Genomic DNA, 1,940 nt, shown 5'->3' on the forward strand with positions numbered 1-1,940 from the left:
GCTGGGAGAGCATCTGCCTTACAAGCAGAGGGTCAGCGGTTCGATCCCGTTAACTCCCATAGGTCCCGTAGTGTAGCGGTTATCACGTCGCCCTGTCACGGCGAAGATCGCGGGTTCGATTCCCGTCGGGACCGTTTAAGATAACGGAAGTTATTTTAGACTCGTTAGCTCAGTTGGTAGAGCAATTGACTTTTAATCAATGGGTCACTGGTTCGAGCCCAGTACGGGTCATCATTGCGGGTTTGGCGGAATTGGCAGACGCACCAGATTTAGGATCTGGCGCTTAACGGCGTGGGGGTTCAAGTCCCTTAACCCGCATCATAGAAATAAGCCGGCTTAGCTCAGTTGGTAGAGCATCTGATTTGTAATCAGAGGGTCGCGTGTTCAAGTCATGTAGCCGGCATTTTTTAATATAACCAAGAGGTCGATGCGAACGTAGTTCAGTGGTAGAACACCACCTTGCCAAGGTGGGGGTCGCGGGTTCGAATCCCGTCGTTCGCTTAGAGAGGCCGGGGTGGCGGAACTGGCAGACGCACAGGACTTAAAATCCTGCGATTGGTAACGATCGTACCGGTTCGATCCCGGTCCTCGGCATATAAAGAGCACCCTTAGCTCAACTGGATAGAGTACCTGACTACGAATCAGGCGGTTAGAGGTTCGACTCCTCTAGGGTGCATTTTTTCTATTTAACTCGGGAAGTAGCTCAGCTTGGTAGAGTACTTGGTTTGGGACCAAGGTGTCGCAGGTTCGAATCCTGTCTTCCCGATTGATATTACAATAGTAAGAACACTGGTTGTTCTTTTTTTGTTTGTTATGACTGTTTTTTCAATAAAATTTGGCTCTTTTCTACTATTTGTCAAGTCTATCAAGGTTTTAAGTAAAAAAAGAGATAAGATAGTAGCTATTCTGAGGTTACTGTCTTATTTTTAACACTTTTTGATCCATAAAAGGGCATGCTAAAAAACACCTCATCTGGTATTTTTTGAAACAAGGTGTTACAATAATACGGCATAGACAGCCTTATTGATTTTGGGTCAAAGAGTAGAGGTAATACATTGTTCGAATGAGCCGATGTATAGAGGCAATCGTATGTGGTTTAGTTGAAGCTATTGTCGATTGTCTTTTTCGTTTCTCATAAAAGTCAGCGATATGGCAGGGATTGGTATGACTAGCTGAAGCGATGTTGTGAATACACTTGAACAAGATTTTTCTGGCATAGGGATTACCTCGTTTAGTGATGTGTCCCTTGGCGAGAAAATTCCCAGATTCATAGTGCCTCAGGTCAATGCCAATAAAAGCGTTGATTTGATTGGTAGACTGAAAGCGACGAATATCTCCCAATTCGCCAATGATAGATGTCGCTGTGGTTTCTGCGATGCCAGGAATTAACCGTAAGATATCATACTCTGGTAAAGGCTGAGCTAGAGCTACCATGTCGTTTAAGACAACTTGTCTGCGTTCAGAAAGACGAAGCCATTCTTGGGCATAGTAACGAACCTCTTCAAGCATTGGAGAGGTTTTCTTGACCGCACAAAAAGATTGTTTAGCGAGTTTTATAAGTTTATCAGTCAGGTAAGCAATACGCTTTTCAGAGATGCGTTTGGAAGTAGATTGACGGATAATCTCACACAAGTCACTTTGAGATAGGCTTAATACAAACTCTTTGCATGGGAAAGCCATCACTAAGTTCCAATATTGTTCTCCAGTTGGTGTGGATAAGAGATTTTCCCATTCAGGAAAGGTGACTTGAAGGACCTTGTGCAGACGGTTTTTAGCTCGAACAAGATCTTCAGTCATATTTTGATAGAAACGGCTTAAATCAGGCAGGTGTTGATAAATTTCTTCCTGCACGCAAGTTGGTTTACGATTGTGCACAAGCTGAGATTTAGCCAACTTTTCAGCGTCAATTTTATCTGTTTTACGAACTCGCAGACTGTCCA

General features: G+C 43.8%; 1 protein-coding gene and 8 tRNA genes. 8 read left to right on the plus strand and 1 reads right to left on the minus strand.

Going from position 1 to position 1,940, the window contains the following annotated elements:
- Positions 1-61 precede the first annotated feature (61 nt).
- The 8 genes from ADH90_RS07615 (at position 62) to ADH90_RS07650 (ending at position 766) form a co-directional block, all read left to right on the plus strand.
- Positions 62-134: transfer RNA gene (locus ADH90_RS07615), tRNA-Asp, on the plus strand.
- Positions 135-158: 24 nt separating this feature from the next.
- A tRNA-Lys gene (locus ADH90_RS07620) sits at positions 159-231 on the plus strand.
- A gap of 5 nt (positions 232-236) precedes the next feature.
- A tRNA-Leu gene (locus ADH90_RS07625) sits at positions 237-318 on the plus strand.
- A 12-nt stretch (positions 319-330) separates the two neighbouring features.
- Positions 331-403, plus strand: a tRNA-Thr gene (locus tag ADH90_RS07630).
- Positions 404-429: 26 nt separating this feature from the next.
- Positions 430-501, plus strand: a tRNA-Gly gene (locus tag ADH90_RS07635).
- 7 nt (positions 502-508) lie between these two features.
- Positions 509-594, plus strand: a tRNA-Leu gene (locus ADH90_RS07640).
- Positions 595-602: 8 nt separating this feature from the next.
- A tRNA-Arg gene (locus ADH90_RS07645) sits at positions 603-676 on the plus strand.
- A 16-nt stretch (positions 677-692) separates the two neighbouring features.
- Positions 693-766: transfer RNA gene (locus tag ADH90_RS07650), tRNA-Pro, on the plus strand.
- Positions 767-1,020: 254 nt separating this feature from the next.
- On the opposite strand, the gene ADH90_RS07655 is transcribed toward ADH90_RS07650, so the two are convergent.
- Positions 1,021-1,940 (minus strand): IS110 family transposase (locus ADH90_RS07655; RefSeq protein ID WP_049530718.1); only part of this gene is annotated, 920 nt, incomplete at its 5' end.

Origin of the sequence: Streptococcus pseudopneumoniae (assembly GCF_001073085.1) — a bacterium.
Classification (GTDB): Bacteria; Bacillota; Bacilli; order Lactobacillales; family Streptococcaceae; genus Streptococcus; species Streptococcus pseudopneumoniae_M.